Genomic DNA, 16,118 nt, shown 5'->3' on the forward strand with positions numbered 1-16,118 from the left:
TTCACTTACGAAGCAAAGGGCTGGGCAGAATTATCCGCTTAAAACCCATTCACTTACCGGCGTTGGCCCTTTTAGCTGCCGGCCCGCAACGCCAAAACCGGCGGCGTTGCGCGCCAACGAAGCATTAACACCTAGCTATACTGCCGCAGCGTATCGACCAGCACCCGAAAATCTTTGGGGTAGGGAGCTTCGATGGTAACTTCCTCACCACCCAGGCGGGCAAAGGTGAGCTTGGCCGCGTGCAGGGCGAAGCGCTTGATAAACGGCTGCTCTTCCTCCCCCTCCTTCATGTTGAACTTCTTCTTCAGCGACGACAGGTAGAAGTCCTCGCCGCCGTACACCACGTCGCCCACGATGGGGGCCTGCAGGTACATCAGGTGCAGCCGGATCTGGTGCATGCGGCCGGTGATGGGCACGCACTGCACCAGGGTGTGGCGGGCAAAGGGCTCGAGGGTGGTGAAGTAGGTTTCGGCGGGCTTGCCCTTGTAAGCCAGGCGCGCCTTGCCCTTGGTGGTGGTTTCGATGCTGCGGTCCACCAGCTTGTTGTCGAACTGGTGCACGCCCCAGGCCACGGCGTGGTAGAGCTTTTTCACTTCGCGGTTCTCAAACTGCATCGAGAGGTGGCGGTAGGCTTCCGGGTTTTTGGCCAGAGCCAGAGCGCCCGAGGTTTCCTTGTCGAGGCGGTGGCAGGCCTGCATGTCGTCGGAGTACTCCCGGGCCATGCGCAGGATATTGGGCGCACCGCCCACCCGCTCGTCGAGCGTGGCCAGGAACGGGGGCTTGTTGATGACCACGAAGTCGTCGTCCTCGAACAGAATCAGGTCCTTAAAATCGATGTTCTTCTTCATAGCGGGCCGCAAAGGTACGCCGAAGTCCTGGGATGCTTAGGCTTCGGGCGCACTTACTTCCGCAACGGCCTTCGGCTGCCGGGGCTTGGGCAGCTTAAACTCCAGCGTCGTGCCCACGCCCACCTCACTGCGCACCCGAATCACGGACTTGTGCGCCTCCACGATGTGCTTGCTGATGGCCAGCCCCAGCCCCGAGCCGCCCGAGTCGCGGGAGCGGCTTTTGTCGATGCGGTAAAACCGCTCGAAAATGCGGTTCTGGTGCTGCTTCGGGATGCCGGCCCCGTCGTCGCGGACGGCCACCCGCACTACTTTGCTGCCTTCCACGAGGCTCACCGTGACGTGGCCCGCTTCCTTGCCGTACTTAATGGCGTTGTCAATCAGGTTGACCAGCACCTGCCGGATGCGGTTACGGTCGGCTATTACCAGTAGCGGCTCAGTCGCCAGGGAAGGCGGAAAAAGCTCCAGCGACACCTGGCGCTGGGCGGCCTTCAGCTCCAACTGCTCGAAGATTTCCCGCACCAGCGCCGCCAGGTCGAAGCTGTGCTTGCGCATGCGCACCACGCCCTTTTCCAGCTGCGAAATCGTGACCAGGTCCTGCACCAGCGTATCGAGCGTGTCGAGGCTGGTGGCGGCTTTGGTCAGGAACTTCTGGCGCAGAAAGTCGTCGTCCATGTCGCCGTCCAGCACGGTGTGCAGAAAGCCCTGAGCAGCAAAAATCGGGGTTTTCAGCTCGTGCGACACGTCGGCCAGAAACTCGCGGCGCAATGCCTGCAGGCGCTTGAGCTCGTCGATTTCCCGCTCCTTGCGCTCGGCCATTTCCAGGATTTCGTCGCGCATCCGCTTCAGCGGCTCGGGGCGGAACAGAAACTTGTTGGACAGCTTGCGGAACTCCTTGCGCTTGATGTTCTCCAGGCCAGCGTAGATGTTGTTGATTTCCCGAAAAATCAGGGCCTCAAACGACAGATACACCAGCAGGAAGCAGGCCGCCACGGTAATGCCGGTAGCCAGCACGGCCTGCCGCATCGGCAGCGTAGGCGCCACCCAGGCAAAGGTGCTGAGTACGCCCGCCACGAGCAGGGCAATCAGCAGGGCAATGGTGCGGGACGAGAGGTTCATGCGAAGCACGCAGGAGTAGGAGGTAAAAACAAATCTGCCATCCTGAGCTTGCAGTGGCCCTCATCCCCGCCGAGCGACAATCGGTAAAACGACTCGTTCACGCGTGATAAGGTCCTGCGCGGGGCTCAGGATGACAGACGAGGGGTCAAAAGTTTAATCGGCGTTGAACTTGTAGCCGACGCCCTTGATGGTCTGAATGTGGTGGTCACCTACTTTTTCGCGCACTTTGCGCACGTGCACGTCCACGGTGCGGGCCAGCACGAAAACGTCGTTGCCCCAGATATTCTGCAGCAGCTCTTCGCGGCCAAACACCTTGTGGGGCGAGGCCGCCAGGAAGGCCAGCAGCTCGAATTCCTTTTTGGGCAACGAAATCTTGCGGCCTTCCTGGAACACGGCGAAGCCCGTCCGGTCGATGGTCAGCCCGTTGATTTCGATGGTATCTGATACGGCCGAGGTGTCATGGTCGCGGCGCACGTAGGCAGCTAGGCGGCTCATCAGGGCCCGGGGCTTGATGGGCTTGGCAATGAAGTCGTCGGCGCCGGCGTCGAAGGCGGCGACTTCCGAAAACTCCTCGGCCCGGGCCGTCAGGAAGATGATGTAGGTTTCCTTGAAGCGGCTCATGGCCCGCAGCTGCCGGCAGGTGTCGATGCCGTCGAGGTGGGGCATCATCACGTCGAGCAGGATGATGTCGGGGCCGAACTGCGGGGCTACTTCCAGCGCCTTGCGGCCGTCGGGGGCGCTGGCCACGAGGTAGCCTTCTTTGCGCAGGTTGTATTCCAGCAGCTCCACGATGTCCGGGTCATCATCAACTACCAGAATCTTGTAGGCGTTGGAGGAAGGAGTAGGGTGCACGGGTCGTGGGGTTTGGGGGTAAAAGAAAATGCGCGAGGTCAAAAATACTTCCTGCCGGATGGTGGCACGTGTTACCTTTTTGTGAACCGGGGCCGCTGGCGCGAGGTCTGGCCGCAGGTTGTGGACCGGCCGCGCCCCGGCCGGCGGACAATGCCGGTTCGGAACCAGGTTCTGCAAAAGCGACTTAGCGCTCTTTCTGGGCAAGGTTTCAGGCGGCAGCACAGCGTGGGGCTTGGTTGGATGCATAAGGGCAGAAACTCGGGCTACGGGCATAAAAAAAGCGACCCGGGCGGGGTCGCTTTTAGAAACGGAATCAATTTTTGGCCACCAGATTCAACCGGTTTCGCAGGCCCTGGTATTTGTACATATCGACTTTCACGGAGCCGACAAACATTTCAGCCTGAAACAGAACCGGGATTTTATTCCGGTCGTCGGAGAGGTACACCGACACGGCGTTTTCCCCTTTAAACAGCTTGTTTTCCGGCATCTTCGGGACCAGCCGGATGGCGCGGATGACGCCGGCCTTGGTTTCCACAGTTTCCTTGCCTTTGTAGGTCACGTCCATGTTGAAGACCTCGTCGTCGAAGAAGCCCTGCACCCGGATAACCTCCCCGATTTTACGGTTGTCGTAGTTCAGGGTCCGCAGGAAGTAGAAGCCGCTGACGATGTCCTGGATGTTGTCGGGCGTTTTGAAGTTGCCTTTCTTGACCGGGTCCTGCTTGCGGTGAGTTTCGACCTGCACCAGGTTTTTGCCGTGGTCGAAATCCATGTATTCCTTTTTGCGGAAGCTGTTTTCCTCAATGTTCTGGAAAAAGCGCTGGGGCAGAATACTCGTCGTGTCGATGTAGGAGCGCCAGGTGTCGCGGATGCGCAGGAAGAAGTCGAAGGAGCCGGTGGTTTTGCCCGTCACGGTGGCCTTGTAGCAGGGCCGGTCGTTTACCTTGTGAATCTCGTCGGAGAGCTCCACCGTGGCCTCGGCGGCGTTGATCAGGCCGTAGTGCACTTTATAGCGCAGCACTTCGCCTTTGGTAAAGCTATTATTGGGAATCGTACGCTCGGTTTTGGTGGTGTCGAACGACCAAAGGGTGGCGCAGAAAGCAAGCAGCAGCGGGGAAAACAGGAGCCAGCGACGGTTCATGGAAAACGGCAAAATGGTTTTGGCCGATGCTTATTCAAACGGGATGCCAGCAAAGATACCAGTAACCGCAGAAACTACATCGTACTCGGGCAAAAGGAACGAAAATCCTCTTTCTGAGTTCCATTCGCTTTTTTGAGCCTAGTAATATACGCACAAAAAAAGCCTCCCCGCTTGCGCAAGGAGGCTTTTTCGATGAAAGGCAAGGATTACTGGTCGTCGTCCTCGTCCGTCGACTCGTCGGTGGGAATGGCGGCCAGCGCCGTGGCGGGCTCCCCTTTCACCATGTCGCGAATCTTCTGTTCGATTTCGTCGGCCAACTCATGGTTGTCGAGCAGGATTTGCTTGACACCCTCGCGGCCCTGGCCGAGGCGGTTGCCGTTGTAGGAGAACCAGGAGCCCGACTTGGCGATGATGCCCATGTCGACGCCCAGGTCCAGAATCTCGCCGACTTTGCTGATGCCTTCGCCGTAGATGATATCGAACTCCACCACTTTGAAGGGCGGCGCTACTTTATTCTTCACCACCTTCACCTTGGTGCGGTTGCCGGTCACGTTGTCCTTGTCTTCCTTGATTTGGCCGATGCGACGAATGTCGAGACGAACCGAAGCGTAGAATTTCAGGGCGTTACCACCGGTCGTGGTTTCGGGGTTGCCGAACATCACACCGATTTTTTCGCGCAGCTGGTTGATAAAGATGCAGCAGCAGCCGGTTTTGTTGATGGTACCGGTCAGCTTGCGCAGGGCCTGGCTCATCAGGCGGGCCTGCAGGCCCATCTTCGAGTCGCCCATGTCGCCTTCCAGTTCGCCCTTGGGCACCAGCGCGGCTACCGAGTCAATGACGATAATGTCGATGGCACCCGAGGAAATCAGGTGGTCGGCTATTTCCAGGGCCTGCTCGCCGTTATCGGGCTGGGCAATCAGCAGGTTGGTGGTGTCGATACCCAGCTTTTCGGCGTAGGTTTTGTCGAAGGCGTGTTCGGCGTCGATGAAGGCGGCAATGCCACCTTTCTTCTGGGCCTCGGCGATGCAGTGCATCGTGAGCGTCGTTTTACCGCTCGATTCCGGACCATAGATTTCAACGACCCGGCCGCGGGGCAGGCCGCCGATGCCGAGCGCAATGTCAAGGCCGAGCGAGCCGGTGCTGATGGCCGGAATATCGACCACACGCTCGTCGCTGAGCTTCATGACGGTGCCTTTGCCGTAAGCTTTGTCAAGCTTATCCATCGTGAGCTGAAGGGCCTTCATCTTCTCGATGTTCGGATTGACAGCTTTATCAGTGGTGGGTGCAGCCATTGGAATGGGGTTGGGAATAAATGCTTAGGTTTGGTGAATGTAGGCGTTTTGAGCCGCTAAAACAATCCGCCCGGGGCCTTTTATGACGTTCGGGGCGGGGTGTTCCTGGTCGGCAATGGGTAACACAACCGGACTATATTTTGTCCCCGCAATGCTAAAAAAATTTGCTGAATTTCGGAGTATAGAGCAATGCTAAAATTTTTGTCAAAGATACTCCCTGATTGCCAGGCAAAACCAGTTTGCTTGGTTTTTTTTACCGCCGTTTTTTTTCTGGCGGCCGCCTCGCCCGGCCGGGCCCAGCTAAACAACCGCGCCTTCTACCGGCCCCTCGACCTGCGGCCGGAAAACGACCAGCAGCTACGGTTGCAGGTTAGCGCCTTGCTCTTTAATAAGGACAACGAGTACTTCAACAAGATTGACGACGGCCGTACGTACTACGGTACCCAGCTGGCCACGCGCCTGGTGTATTTCCCGAGTTCGAAGTTCCGGCTGGAGGCGGGCGTCTTTCTGCAGAAAAACTACGGCACCGAGAAGCTCTGGCTGGTGCGGCCCCTGTTTACGGCTATTTACCAGCACGGCCCGCACCGGCTGCTGCTGGGCAACATTCAGGGCCACGTGCAGCACGGCTACATCGAGCCGTTGTTCGACTTTGAGCGGGTGCTGACCACGCCGCTGGAAGAAGGCACGCAGTACCAGCTCACCACCCGCCGCGTCAAGCTCGATGCCTGGGTCGACTGGCAGCGGCAGCAGTACCGCTACAGCAACTTTCAGGAAGAAGTGGCCGGCGGCCTGGCGGCCGAGGCGACGGTGCTGGAAGATTCGCTGGGCTGGCGCGTGGGCGTGCCGTTTCAGTTTACCGGCTTTCACCGTGGCGGGCAGATTGATACCATTGCCAAGCCCCTGCAAACCTACTTCAACCTGGCCAGCGGGCTGCGGCTGCGCAAAAAGCTGCCTTCGGATTTATTCCGCTCGGTTTCGGTGGAAGGCTACGTGACGCAGTTTATCGACTATTCCTTTACCCGGGAGCTGGCGTTCGACAAAGGCTACGGCCTGTACCTGAATGCCGGGCTGGACACGCGCCTGTCGAACCTGCAGGTGGCGTACTGGCGGGGCAACGGCTTCTTTTCGCCCATCGGCGGCCGGCTGTACCGCTCGATTTCCTCCACCGTCAGTGACCCGAACTACACCGAGCGGTACCGGGAACTGCTGATTCTGCGCGTGCTGAAAGACTACCAGCTGGCCGACAACCTGGTGCTGAGCACGCGCTTTGAGCCGCTGTACGACTTGGGCAATAAGTCCATCGACTTCTCCTTTGCCCTGTACCTAAACTTCAACCAGGAGTTTCTGCTGACCACGCTGCGGCGCGACAAATAGGCCGGGCGGTGGATAGTGTCAGGCCCGGGGCGCTAAGCTGTAGTAGTGAATTTCGGGGGTACGCAAAGGCCACAGGCGCGGGCGGGCGGGCAGCCGCCGGAAGCCGACTTTCTCGGCCACGGCGCAGCTGCGCGGATTGTTGGCGTAGCAGCGAATATCGAGGCGGGTAGCCTGAATGGGGGGCTCAAACCCGAAAGCTACGGCCGCGGCCAAGGCTTCCTGGGCGTAGCCCTGGCCCTCGGCCTGCGCCGACAGGTAATAGCCGATTTCCGCCGTTACGGCCCGGGTCCAGGCCGGCTTCAGGCTGATGTCGCCGAGGTAAGCGCCGGAGGCCGTGTGCCAGATGCCGAACACAAACAGGCGCCGCGTCTGCCAGTCCTGGTGATAAGCCAGGAGCACCTGCCGGGCATCAGCCAGGGTAGTAACGGCGGCTACGCGGGAGGGAAACGCGGCCAGCAGCCGCTCCCGGTTCTGGTCGATGACGGTAAAAAAGGCTTCCGCGTCGGCGGCGGCGTAGGGCCGGAGCGTGAGGCGCGGCGTGAGGCGGGGCGCGCGGACGGGGACTTGGGGCAGCTCAGCAACACTCATACGGGATATGGCCAGAACACCCTGGCTACACGTAGCCGCGGCCGGAAAGTTGGGGCGGAGTGCCCCGAACCGCATTAATCTGGGTGGCAAAGCGTCGGGCTTTTTACGAGGCCCCACGAGCCGCAGGAATAATGGGTGCCGCTGACCAGCCGATAAAAAAAGCCACTCTGGTCGGAGTGGCTTTTTTTATCGGCTTATTAAGAGCCCAGCGGCTACTTTTTCAGCGCTACGCCGGTGCTCAGGTGCGGGTGCTGGTATTGCACCGGGCTACCCAAGGACTGCTGAATGCGCATCACGTTGACGAGGCGGGCCGTTTCGTTGAAGTACTCCAGGCGGCGGATCAGCATTTCCTTGACCAGCACGCGGCCTTCGGGCGTGCGCATGGAGGAGCGTTTGTCGGCCAGAATGCGCTGCATTACGGCTTCGGTTTCGGCTTTGCGCTGGGCATACTGCTCGTCGAACTCGGCCAGGCGGGCCAAGCCCTCGGTGGTCAGGCGGAAGCTGGCGCCGCCTTGGTTGAGCACCTCGCAGAGCACGTACACTTCCAGCGGTAAGGAAACTTCCAGGGGCGTGGTGCGCAGATCCAGGCCGGCTTGCAGCGCGGCAAGGATGATGTCGATGTTGCGCTCAAATTGCTGATAGTAGCCGAGAACTTCCACGATGAAAAGAGTTGAGTTGTTGGTTGATGATTCGGTAGTTGTTAGTTGCTCGTTGTTAGTTGGTTAGTTAACAACCGACAACTAACCTTTCCTACAGTAATTCCCTGACGATCTGGTCGATGCTGATGCCTTCGGCCTCGGCTTTGAAGTTGCGCACCAGGCGGTGGCGCAAGATCGGGAGGGCAATGGCTTTTACGTCCTCAATGTCGGGCGAGTATTTGCCGTTGAGCAAGGCGTTGCACTTAGCGCCCACGATGAGGTGCTGCGAAGCCCGCGGCCCGGCACCCCACTCCAGCAGCTGGTTTACGCGCGAGGCGGCCCGCTCGGTGTTGGGGCGGGTTTTGTGTACCAGGCCCACGGCGTATTCCACCACGTTGTCGGCTACCGGCACGCGGCGCACCAAGTGCTGAAATGCCTGAATATCGTCGGAGTGCAGGATTTTGCTGACGCTGGGCTTGGTATCTGACGTCGTGTTCTTGACAATCTGCAGCTCGGCCTCGTAGCTGGGGTAGCCCAGCTCGATGTTGAACATAAACCGGTCGAGCTGGGCCTCGGGCAGCGGGTAAGTGCCTTCCTGCTCAATCGGGTTCTGGGTGGCCAGCACGAAGAAGGGCCGCTCCAGGGGGTAGCGCTTGCCGGCGACGGTCACGGAATACTCCTGCATGCTTTCGAGCAGGGCCGCCTGGGTTTTGGGCGGCGTCCGGTTGATTTCGTCGGCCAGCACGATGTTGGCAAACACGGGCCCTTTCACAAACTGAAAGTCGCGCTGCTGGTTCATCGTCTCCGAGCCCACGATGTCGGAGGGCATCAGGTCGGGGGTAAACTGAATCCGGTTGAACGACAGGTCGAGCGAGTCGGCAATGGTCTGGATGAGCAGGGTTTTGGCCAGCCCCGGCACGCCCACCAGCAGGCAGTGGCCCTGGGAGAAAACCGCCGTCAGCACCAGCCGGACCACTTCATCCTGCCCAATAATGACCTTGCCGATTTCCTGGCGCAACGTACGGTAGGAGGCAGCCAGGGCGTCGGCGGCTTCTTTATCAGAAGAGAAAGTGCGCATGAAGAGGTGAAATGGTGATTTAGTGACTTAGTGATTTAGCGACTTGGTGAGTTGTTGTTCCGCTGGCGCCGTAATGCGCGGGTTGAACATCAAACTCACTAAGTCGCTAAATCACTAAATCACCGTTAATAAACCGCGTCGAGCAGCTTGCAGTCGGCATACTGCGGGTCTACTTCGAGGTAGACGGAGCCGCGGTTTTTCAGAAACCACTCGTCCAGCGCCTTGTTTTTCTTTTCATTCAGGGCCGCCTGCGAGATTTTCTGGTAGTCGTCCTTCAGGTTGGCCTGGTGAGGCGGGGTGTTCGACTTCAGCCAGATGATGCGCATGGCGTCCTTGCCGTCGTCGGTGCGGTAGGGCAGGGGCGGGGTGATGTGGCCCACTTTCATCGTGTCGATGGTAAAGAAGATGGCCGGGTCGAGCTTGTCGAGGGGCAGGTAGCTGCCGCCGTCCTGGCGGTTGGCCAGCAGGCCGCCGTTGCCGCTGGTCTGCTTGTCATCGGAGTTGTCTTTGGCCGCCTTGGCGAAGGACAGGCTGTCGGCCAGAATGCGGGTGCGCAGCTTGGCCAGCTGGGTGGCCGCCTCGTTCACGTCGCTGCCGCCGGCAGCGGGCTTGAGCAGAATGTGGCGGGTGCTGTAACTGTCGCCTTTGCGCTCAATGAGCTGAATCAGGTGGAAGCCAAACTGCGACTCCACGATGGGCGAGAGTTGGCCGGGCTCCAGCCGCAGGGCCGCGGCTTCGTACTCGGGCACCAGCTCCTTGCGCTTGAAAAAGCCCAGGTAGCCGCCCTGCGCCCCCGAGCCGGGGTCTTCGGAGTACTGCTTGGCTAGCGTCTCGAAGCTTTCCCCGGCCTGAATCCGGGCACGGATGTCGTTGAGCTTGGTAATGGTTTCCTGCTTGGCCTTGGGGTTCACCTGGGCCAGCTTCACAATCTGGCCCACTTCCACTTCGGTCGAGAAGTAGGGCAGGCTGTCTTTGGGAATGCGGTTGAAATACTGGCGCACCTCGCGCGGCGTCACGGAGACTTTGCCGGCAATGGTTTCCTGCATTTTCTGCTGAATCAGCTGCTCCTTCACCTGGGGCCGCAGGTCGTCCTTGAGCTGCTTGATGGGCTTGTTGTAGTACTCCTCCAGCTTTTTCTCCGAGCCAATCTGCTGCACGAAATAGGCCATGCGGCGGTCCAACTCGTTCTTCACCTGGGCATCTTCCACCACCACCGAGTCGGTTTCGGCTTTGGCCAGCATCAGCTTGTTGAGCACGATGCTCTGCAGGATTTTGCAGCGCAGATCCGACGGTACGGGCTTGCCCTGGGCCTGCTGCACCTGCTGGGCGTAGGCCAGCTCCAGGTCGGAGCGCAGCACAATCTGGTTGTCCACCTTCACGATGATGGCGTCGGCCAGCTGCCGGCCGACGGGGCGGCCCACGCCGAGCTGGGCGTAGCTAGTGGTGATAGTGCCAGCCAGCAAACCCATGCCAAGCAGGGCCCCGCGGGCCGATGAACGAACGAATTGAATCATGGAATCGAAAAGAATAATGCCCGGGCGGCAGCAGCCAAAGCACTTGCCCAAGCCAGTCGACTTCTGAAACGCAGAAAGTCGCCCGTAAATTTCAACATAAATCCTTTCTCCGGCAAAAACAACGGCTCGGCGGGGCGGCCCGCGCCGGGAAGTAGCCTAAGGAGTCGGGCGCGGGCCCACACGTTGCATGCGGGCGGCGGGCAAAAAAGAAGCCCCGGTTGTTGGCCGGGGCTTCTGGCTAAGGCAGCGCCGAAAATTGCGGGCTTCTTACTTCGTAACGAGCTTATCGACTTCCGCCTGGTTGACTTTCACCGGGTACTGCTCGCGCAGCTGCGAAATCCACTGCTTTTCCAGGAAGTTCTGGTAGTCGGAAGTGGCTTGGCCACGGGCTTCGGCCAGCGTCTTGGGGCCGGCGGGCAGCACCTTGTCGATGGTCACGGCGTAGTAGCGGCCGTCTTTGCTCACGGTGTAGGTGCCGGGGCCTTTGTCCAGGAGCTCGTCCACTACTTTGTTGTCGCCTTTCTGGAAGCTGCGCTGCTGAATCTGCACGGCCAGCGGGTTCTGCTCGTTCAGGCTTTCTTCCAGGGCGGCGGGGCTGGTGCTCACCATGCTCAGCAGGGTCGTGCCATCGGCCGAGGTAGTTTTGCTGGTCGTGGTCTTGATGTGGCGGGCCGGGGCTCCCTTGGCCGTCAGGTACGACTTCACGCTGTTGGCGCGGGTAGCGGCCAGCGTCGCCGACTCGCCGCGCCGGGTGCGGCCCGTTACGGTCAGGGTCAGGGTCGTGTCGGTCTGCAGGCGGCTGGCCAGGCGGTCGAGGTTGGCCCAGGCATTCTTGATGACGTTGGTTTTGCCCACGAGGAAAGTTACGGTCTGGGGTACCACGCGCTTCACCTCGTAGCGGCCGGCTTTGAGCTGGGTCTGGGCCTGGCTCAGCAGCTGGGGCGTAGCGGCGCTGATAACGGTGCCCTGCACGCGGGGCTCCCACTGGTACTTGCTCTGGTTGTCGGCAAAGAATTTCTGCAGACCCACCGTGTCCTCAATGGCTTTCGACCATACTTTCTCGTCCATCAGCTGGAACAGCAGGATCCCGTCGCGGTACTCTTTCACGAGCATGCGGTAGTCTTCGTACTTAGTTTCCAGGTTGGCTTTCTCGAAGTCCGTCAGCGTCTGGTCCACGTACTGGTCGTAGAGCTGCTGCATGGTGAACTTGGGGTCGGAGCCAGCCTTGGCGCGCTGGTTTTGCTGCACGTAGGCCAGGAAGTCCTTCACCGCGTACGGCTTGCCCTTGATGCTGAACAGCGTCGTGTTGCCGTCCGGCGTCTTGCTGGCCTTCATGGCCGCGGCCGGGGCGGCGTACTTAAAGCGGCCGTTCACCAGCGCCGTATCGGCTTTGGTAAACGCGTAGTCTTTGCCGGCCTGGTTTTCGGTGAACTGGTTTTCGGTGCGGATGCGCTTGAGGAAGGCCGTGCGGTTGAGCTCCGAGCGGGAGTCCTTCGATACTTTGCTTTTCAGCGAGGCTTCCATGTCCTCAAACTTGGGCACGGGCTGCTTTTCAATCAGCTTGATCAGGTGCCAGCCGTAGGGCGTCTGCACCGGGGCCGACAAGTCGCCGGGCTTCTGGAGCCGGAAGGCGGCTTCCTCGAAGGAGGGAATCATGCGGCCGGTGCCGAAGGGCGGCAGCTCGCCACCGTTGGCCGCCGAGCCGGCGTCTTCCGAGAATTGGGCGACCAGCTTGTCCCAGGGCTCGTTGCGCTGGAGGCGGCTGTAGAGCTCGTCAATCTTTTTCTTGGCCGTTACCGAGTCGGCCTTGGGCATGCCGGGCGTGGCCCGAATCATGAGGTGAGCCACCTTGATTTCGCCCTGGGCCGTGCGCACGTCATTCACCTTGATGATGTGGTAGCCGAAGCGGGTGCGCACCGGCTGCGACACCTCGCCCACCTTGGTGCGGTACGCGGCCGACTCGAACGGGTACACCATCTGCATGGCCGTGAAGTAGCCCAGCTTGCCGCCGTTGTCGCGGGCCGAGGGATCTTCGGAGGTTTCGGCGGCTACTTTGTTGAAGTCCTCGCCGCCCGTCACGCGCTGGCGCAGGGCCATGATCTTGTTGTAGGCCGCCAGCGTATCGGCGGGGGAGGCGTCGGGGGCCAGGCGCAGCAGGATGTGGGAGGCACTGACTTCCTTGCTCATCCGGTCGTAGGCTTCCCGCACCAGCTGGTCGGTGACGCTTTTCTCGGTGAGGTAGGGCTGGGCCAGCTGCTGCTTATAGCCTTCCAGCTCGCGCTTAAACGCCTGGGTGGTATCGAGGCCGCGCTGCTCGGCTTCCAGGACTTTGAGCTTGAAGTTGGTGTACAGGTCCAGGTATTCCTGGACGCTGGGCCGGGTGCCGAATTCGGGCGCCGAGCCGTTGTTTTTGCGGTACACGTAGGCAAACTCCCCGACCGGCACCTCGTGGGTGCTCAGCGTCTCAATAACAGGCTGTTTGGCGGCGGTAGTCGATTTGGTAGTCTGGCAGCCAGCGGCCAGCAGTGCAGCGGCCAGCGGGCCGGCGTACAAAATGCGTTTGTGCATACAAAAAATAAGATACTACAAAGCGTACAGTCCTCGCAACCCGACAGGACGGAAGGCTGACTGACGCAATTTTACGCATTTTTTTCGGCCCGCCGCTGCTGGCTGGTTTCGGCGGCGGGCATAAAAAAAGCACTTCGGTTTCGAAGTGCTTTTTTAGCTGGGTTTCAGCGTTACACGATGCGTTTATACAGGCGGCAGACGTTGTGGCTGCCAATGGTGACGAACTCCACGCGGTCCATGATGCGGTTGACCAGGGTCATGCCCACGCCGCCTTTCTTGCCGATGCGGATGTGCTCCTGCAGGTCGGGCTCTTTGTACAGGGATGGTTGGTAGGAGGATTTGCTGTCGTCCTGGATTTCAATCTCGAATACCTGCTGTTCCACGCTCAGCCGCAAATCCAGGAACTGCGACTCGTCTTCGTGGTTGGCGTGGATAATCAGGTTGGCCACCACTTCGTCGACGGCCAGGATAATCTGGTTGAGCTGCAAATCCGACAAGCCGTAAGTCGCCAGGTAGGCGCTTACAAAATCGCGCACCACTTTAAGGTTGTGGCGGCTGCAACTGATGCGGATTGCGTTTTTCATTCCCTCCTGGTACCCCTGGCTTAAAGAGCGGTGGCGTCGGCCTCCGACGGCACGATGGTCATCAGAGCGTCGAGGCCCAGAATCTCGAATACGTTATGCACTTTTTCCTGCATGTTGAAGAATACCAGCTTCACGCCCGCATCCTGAAACCGCTGCAGGTGGGAAATAAAGACGCCCAGGCCCGCGGAAGAAATATAATTAAGGCGCTGGCAGTCAATCAGCACTTTTTTGTAGTCCAATACCTCGGGCTTGGTCAGCTCGCTGTCCAGCAAAACCGACGAGCTGGCGTCCAGTTCGCCGTCCAGGCTGAGGGTAAGGGTATTCTCGGTGGTTTGTTGGTTTATTTTCATGCCTCCTCTGTACGTTAGTTGCCGGCTTCTGGTTGAGCTGCTTTAAACTTGATGACCAGCAGCGTCTGGTCGTCGTGCATGGGCTGGCCCTTGCTGAACTCGTTGAGGTCGTCGAGAATGTGCTGCTTGATTTCGTTGGCGTCCAGATAATACGTGTGCTCGAGCTGCTGCTTGAGGCGCTCCTCGCCGTACTCTTCCTGGCCCGCGCCGCGGGCCTCCACGATGCCGTCGGTGTAAATCACCATCACGTCGCCGGGGTTGTAGTCGTAGAACTGGTTCTTGATGTGCTTCTCGTAGGCGTCGTTGCGGATGATGCCCAGGCCCAGGCCGGCCGTGCGGAAATACGACACTTCCTCCTTGATGGAGTGGTAGTACAGCGTGTGGCAGTGGCCGGCGCGGGCAAAGACGAAGCCCCCGTGCTCGTAGTCGATGATGTAGAGGGCGGCGGTGATAAACGACGACTTTTCCAGGCAGTGAGTCAGGGCCTGGTTGGCCATCGACATGAACTTGCTGGGTACTGGAAACTTCTCCCGGTCGTTTTTAGCCAGCGGATTTTCCTGCATCAGGGCGTGGAAAATGCCCTTCATCTGGGCCATGTGGAAGGCCGCCGTGATGCCCTTGCCCGAGACGTCGCCGATGAGGATGGCCAGGCGCTTGCCGGGCAGGTGCAGAAAGTCGTAGAAGTCGCCGCCGACTTCCTTGGCCGCCAGGGCGTGGGAGCCGATTTCAAACCAGTTGTCGATGGGCAGGTCCTTGGGAATCAGGCTGTCCTGCACCGAGGAGGCAATCTTGAGCTCTTCCTTAACCCGCTCGTTCTGGATGGAAGCGGCCACCAGCTGCAGGTTCTCGATGCTAAGCACCGTCTGGCTGGTGAAGGTTTGCAGGATGCCCAGGTTTTCGCGGTCGAAGCTCTGGCGCTGCTCTTTCAGCATGTAGAGGGCCCCGTACTGGCGCTTGGCCGAGCGCATGGGCATCACAATCAGGGAGCCGTAGGGCAGTTCCAGGGTGCGGAAGCCGTTGCTGTTGGGCAGGTCGTTGTTGAGGTATTCGATCTGGCCCAGGTTGTAGTCGGTGAGCAGGGTGCGGATGGCCTGCACGTGCTCCTCGCTGACGTTGAAGCGCTGGGCCAGGTGCAATTCGCCCTCGGTGTCGATGTCGAGCCAGGCGGCGTCGGCTTCCACGGTCTGAATGGCGGCCTCGAACAGCATCTGGTACACTTCCTCCTCGCTCTGGCCCTTCTGAATCAGCTGGGTGAGGCGCTGCAGGCTGAGGATTTCCTCGCGCTTCTGCTCAAATACGCCGGCCGTGGGCAGGTTGAAGAACGTCACGAGCAAACCCGACAGGGAGTAGAACCCGGCAAAGAAGACCGTGAGCAGCAAAAACGCGTGCTGGGGCTCGGGGGCGACCAGCTTGGGGTCTTTGGCGATGCGCAGGAAGTAGACCGTGAAGATACCCAGGCACAGCAGCAGCGCCAGCTGCAGGAATACTACTTCCCACTTCTGGCGGCGGTTCAGGTAGGCTACCCATTTCTGGTTGCCGCTCATATACACCCCGAAGACGGCCAGGCCGCCCATAATAAAGTAGGCTACCGGCAGCGGCGGCGTCCAGGCAAACAGGCGAAACAGGAGCGTGATGCCCAGCAGCAGCTCAAACCAGAGCCAGTCGCGGCGCAGGCGGGCCGTGGACCGAAACAGCACCAAAGAGCGCCAGGAATAGTTGGTGTACGCCAGGAAAACGACGAACAGCGCCAGGTTCACGGTGTAAATCGTGGCAAACAGCAGCCGGTCGGTGGTGGGGTTCTCGTACTGAATCAGGCGCTCGGCCAGGTGCAGGCCCACGCACACGGTGGCCAGTACGCCGGGCCCCAGCACCAGGCGGCGCAGCAGGCCCACGAAGTCGGTGCCCCGCAACGGGTCGGGGCGGCTGCGCTGGTACACGAACACGCCGGCCACGAAGGCGGCCTGGGCCAGCAGCGTGACCCACTGGGGTGGCAAACCCACGCGGGCGGCGGCGGCCGGACTGGCATGCAACAGGGTACTGATAAGCAGTATCAACCAGCTCAGCACGGTGAAGGGCAATACAATAGCTTTCAGTTTCTGTCGGACGGGCATGAACGGGTATAAAAAACGACCGGGCGCACGGCGGTAGGTGGGGCCCGTAATGTATCCGCAAGATACA

Annotated in this window: 14 protein-coding genes; 1 reads left to right on the top strand and 13 read right to left on the bottom strand. The window is 60.0% G+C overall.

Annotated elements, in window-relative coordinates; genetic code table 11:
* Positions 1-131: 131 nt before the first annotated feature.
* From E5K00_RS17235 to recA, 5 genes are all read right to left on the bottom strand, one after another.
* Positions 132-848 (bottom strand): RluA family pseudouridine synthase, encoded by a 717-nt coding sequence (locus E5K00_RS17235; protein ID WP_135464521.1) that lies wholly within the window; start codon positions 846-848, stop codon positions 132-134.
* 36 nt (positions 849-884) lie between these two features.
* Positions 885-1,964, bottom strand: coding sequence for a sensor histidine kinase (locus tag E5K00_RS17240; RefSeq protein ID WP_135464522.1), 1,080 nt, complete (start codon positions 1,962-1,964; stop codon positions 885-887).
* A gap of 153 nt (positions 1,965-2,117) precedes the next feature.
* Positions 2,118-2,816 carry a response regulator transcription factor gene (locus E5K00_RS17245; RefSeq protein ID WP_245328328.1) on the bottom strand — a complete coding sequence of 233 codons (699 nt, stop codon included), beginning with the start codon at positions 2,814-2,816 and terminating at the stop codon, positions 2,118-2,120.
* 313 nt (positions 2,817-3,129) lie between these two features.
* The gene (locus E5K00_RS17250) at positions 3,130-3,954 is read right to left on the bottom strand and encodes a DUF3108 domain-containing protein (protein WP_135464524.1); all 825 of its coding nucleotides are present in this window, start codon (positions 3,952-3,954) and stop codon (positions 3,130-3,132) included.
* Between the two features lie 206 nt (positions 3,955-4,160).
* Positions 4,161-5,246, bottom strand: a complete 1,086-nt coding sequence (gene recA / locus E5K00_RS17255; protein WP_135464525.1) for a recombinase RecA — start codon at positions 5,244-5,246, stop codon at positions 4,161-4,163.
* Between the two features lie 243 nt (positions 5,247-5,489).
* Between recA and E5K00_RS17260 the strand changes: the two genes are divergently transcribed.
* Positions 5,490-6,620, top strand: coding sequence for a hypothetical protein (locus tag E5K00_RS17260; RefSeq protein ID WP_135464526.1), 1,131 nt, complete (start codon positions 5,490-5,492; stop codon positions 6,618-6,620).
* A gap of 18 nt (positions 6,621-6,638) precedes the next feature.
* Here the strand turns inward: E5K00_RS17260 and E5K00_RS17265 are convergent, their stop codons facing one another.
* The 8 genes from E5K00_RS17265 to E5K00_RS17300 form a co-directional block, all read right to left on the bottom strand.
* Positions 6,639-7,208 carry a GNAT family N-acetyltransferase gene (locus E5K00_RS17265; protein WP_167856932.1) on the bottom strand — a complete coding sequence of 190 codons (570 nt, stop codon included), beginning with the start codon at positions 7,206-7,208 and terminating at the stop codon, positions 6,639-6,641.
* Positions 7,209-7,420: 212 nt separating this feature from the next.
* Positions 7,421-7,867 carry a hypothetical protein gene (locus E5K00_RS17270; protein WP_135464528.1) on the bottom strand — a complete coding sequence of 149 codons (447 nt, stop codon included), beginning with the start codon at positions 7,865-7,867 and terminating at the stop codon, positions 7,421-7,423.
* Between the two features lie 91 nt (positions 7,868-7,958).
* Positions 7,959-8,924, bottom strand: a complete 966-nt coding sequence (locus tag E5K00_RS17275) for an AAA family ATPase (RefSeq protein WP_135464529.1) — start codon at positions 8,922-8,924, stop codon at positions 7,959-7,961.
* A gap of 125 nt (positions 8,925-9,049) precedes the next feature.
* On the bottom strand, positions 9,050-10,438 hold the full coding sequence (locus tag E5K00_RS17280) for a peptidylprolyl isomerase (RefSeq protein WP_135464530.1): 1,389 nt from the start codon (positions 10,436-10,438) through the stop codon (positions 9,050-9,052).
* Between the two features lie 267 nt (positions 10,439-10,705).
* On the bottom strand, positions 10,706-13,006 hold the full coding sequence (locus E5K00_RS17285) for a peptidylprolyl isomerase (protein WP_135464531.1): 2,301 nt from the start codon (positions 13,004-13,006) through the stop codon (positions 10,706-10,708).
* 170 nt (positions 13,007-13,176) lie between these two features.
* Positions 13,177-13,590, bottom strand: coding sequence for an ATP-binding protein (locus tag E5K00_RS17290; RefSeq protein WP_135464532.1), 414 nt, complete (start codon positions 13,588-13,590; stop codon positions 13,177-13,179).
* A 20-nt stretch (positions 13,591-13,610) separates the two neighbouring features.
* A complete protein-coding gene (locus E5K00_RS17295; protein WP_135464533.1) occupies positions 13,611-13,940 on the bottom strand; it encodes an STAS domain-containing protein in 330 nt (109 codons plus the stop codon).
* 14 nt (positions 13,941-13,954) lie between these two features.
* A complete protein-coding gene (locus E5K00_RS17300) occupies positions 13,955-16,051 on the bottom strand; it encodes a GAF domain-containing SpoIIE family protein phosphatase (RefSeq protein WP_135464534.1) in 2,097 nt (698 codons plus the stop codon).
* Positions 16,052-16,118 lie beyond the last annotated feature (67 nt).

This window comes from Hymenobacter aquaticus, from assembly GCF_004765605.1.
Lineage (GTDB): Bacteria > Bacteroidota > Bacteroidia > Cytophagales > Hymenobacteraceae > Hymenobacter > Hymenobacter aquaticus.

Coding starts and splice junctions, on each gene's coding strand:
- E5K00_RS17235 (WP_135464521.1), bottom strand. CDS start 848: ATGAAGAAGAACATCGATTTTAAGGACCTGATTCTGTTCGAGGACGAC.
- E5K00_RS17240 (WP_135464522.1), bottom strand. CDS start 1,964: ATGAACCTCTCGTCCCGCACCATTGCCCTGCTGATTGCCCTGCTCGTG.
- E5K00_RS17250 (WP_135464524.1), bottom strand. CDS start 3,954: ATGAACCGTCGCTGGCTCCTGTTTTCCCCGCTGCTGCTTGCTTTCTGC.
- recA (WP_135464525.1), bottom strand. CDS start 5,246: ATGGCTGCACCCACCACTGATAAAGCTGTCAATCCGAACATCGAGAAG.
- E5K00_RS17265 (WP_167856932.1), bottom strand. CDS start 7,208: ATGAGTGTTGCTGAGCTGCCCCAAGTCCCCGTCCGCGCGCCCCGCCTC.
- E5K00_RS17275 (WP_135464529.1), bottom strand. CDS start 8,924: ATGCGCACTTTCTCTTCTGATAAAGAAGCCGCCGACGCCCTGGCTGCC.
- E5K00_RS17280 (WP_135464530.1), bottom strand. CDS start 10,438: ATGATTCAATTCGTTCGTTCATCGGCCCGCGGGGCCCTGCTTGGCATG.
- E5K00_RS17285 (WP_135464531.1), bottom strand. CDS start 13,006: ATGCACAAACGCATTTTGTACGCCGGCCCGCTGGCCGCTGCACTGCTG.
- E5K00_RS17290 (WP_135464532.1), bottom strand. CDS start 13,590: ATGAAAAACGCAATCCGCATCAGTTGCAGCCGCCACAACCTTAAAGTG.
- E5K00_RS17295 (WP_135464533.1), bottom strand. CDS start 13,940: ATGAAAATAAACCAACAAACCACCGAGAATACCCTTACCCTCAGCCTG.
- E5K00_RS17300 (WP_135464534.1), bottom strand. CDS start 16,051: ATGCCCGTCCGACAGAAACTGAAAGCTATTGTATTGCCCTTCACCGTG.